1 protein-coding gene is annotated in these 1,567 nt (G+C 77.6%); it reads left to right on the top strand.

Features of this window, described 5'->3' with window-relative positions; all coding sequences use genetic code 11:
- Positions 1–44: 44 nt before the first annotated feature.
- Positions 45–1,412, top strand: coding sequence for a hypothetical protein (locus tag GT045_RS12545; RefSeq protein WP_345942630.1), 1,368 nt, complete (start codon positions 45–47; stop codon positions 1,410–1,412).
- Positions 1,413–1,567: the final 155 nt, after the last annotated feature.

Genomic DNA, 1,567 nt, shown 5'->3' with positions numbered 1-1,567 from the left:
TGTACGCGCGGGCGCGGTGGCGGGCCGTCGTCGCCCGGTGCGCCGTGGCCGCCGCCGTGGCCGCCCGGTGCGCCGTGCCCGCCGCCGTGGCCGCCCGGTGCGCCGTGGCCGTGGCCGCCACGGTGGTCCTGCTGCCGGGGCGTTCCGGCACCACCGCTCCGGACGGTGCCGTCTCGGTCGTGGCCGCCCCGGCGGCCGTCGGGGGCGCGCGGCCGGGCTCGTACGCCTTCACACCCGGCGCGCGGACCGTCGCGGGTGCGGAGGGCACCGCGGACGCCGTCCTCCTGGACGCGCGCCACACCTACCGCAGCTCCCTCCCGCGCGACGGCAGGCTCTACTACCGCCTCCGGCTGGCCGCCCGGGACACGGCGTACGTGCCCGTCACCGCCGTACCGCCGGCGGACACCGCCGTCTCGGCCACCGACGGCATCCGCGTCTCGCTGCGGGACGCGGACGGCACCTCCTGTTCCTACGCCTCCGCCCGCTTCGGCGCCGGGCTGAGCCCGCGGCCGGTCACGGCCCTGGGTCAGCGCGAGGCGGGCCGGGCGCTGTGCCAGGGCGCGGGCACCTACTACCTGCTCGTCGAACGGCTCGACGCCGGGGGATCCGGCGCGGCGGACCCGGCCGGGCGGTGGGGGCTGGAGATCGCGCCCGCCACGGAACCCGCTCTGGCGCGGGCGGGCGCGACGAGTCCGCCACGGAGCTGGGACTCGGCCACACCGCAGCCCCTCGTCGGCCGGCCCCGTGACCGCTCCGGCGGCACCGGTTTCTCCGGCGCGCGCCCGCTGGGCCCGGGGGTCTGGCGGACCGACCTCGCCCCCGGCGAGACCCGCTTCTACAAGGTGCCGCTGGACTGGGGCCGCAGGCTGCACGCCTCCGCCGAACTGGGCAGCGCGCCGGGGCACGGCTATGTCGGCGGCGCTCTGAACCTGTCCGTCCACAACCCGGTCCGCGGTGCCGTGGAGGACGCCTCCTTCGGTTACACCGGCACCGCGAGATCCGCCGTCCTCGCACCGCTGCCGCCCGTGGAGTACGCGAACCGGTACGCCGTGCAGGCCGGGGTGACCTCCGTCCGCTTCGCCGGTGAGTACTACCTCGTCCTGCACCTCAGCAAGCAGCTGTCCGGCACGTTCGGGGAGGGGCCGTTCGAGGTGACCCTGCGGGTGCGGGTGGACGGAGAGGCACACGCGGGGCCCGCGTACGCGGGTGGTGCCGAGCCGGAGGGCGTCTTCACGATCACCGAGCAGGACCGGGAGGCCGCGCTCACCGGAGCCGTGGAGGGCGGGGGCGACGAGCGGGTGATGCGGCTGGTCGCCGTCGGGGGGATCGGCTCGGGAACCGCGCTGCTGCTGTTCCTCGGCGGCTGGACGGTGGTGTCCCGGCGGTCGCGCGTAGGGGTGGGCGGCGGTTGAGACGGGGCCGGGCTCGGTGAGCGGGCGGGGTGCGGGGGCTCGGTCGGGGGGTGGATGGTGACCGACCGGCCGTGGCGAGCGGCCGATCAGAGGCGGGCCAGCGCCCAGAAGCCCACCGCGTAGCAGGCGAGCGCCAGCAGCAGGAGCGGGACCGC

This window comes from Streptomyces sp. SID486 (assembly GCF_009865385.1).
GTDB lineage: Bacteria > Actinomycetota > Actinomycetes > Streptomycetales > Streptomycetaceae > Streptomyces.
Note: the sequence above shows the minus strand (reverse complement) of the source record. Positions and strands in the feature narration are given on the sequence as shown.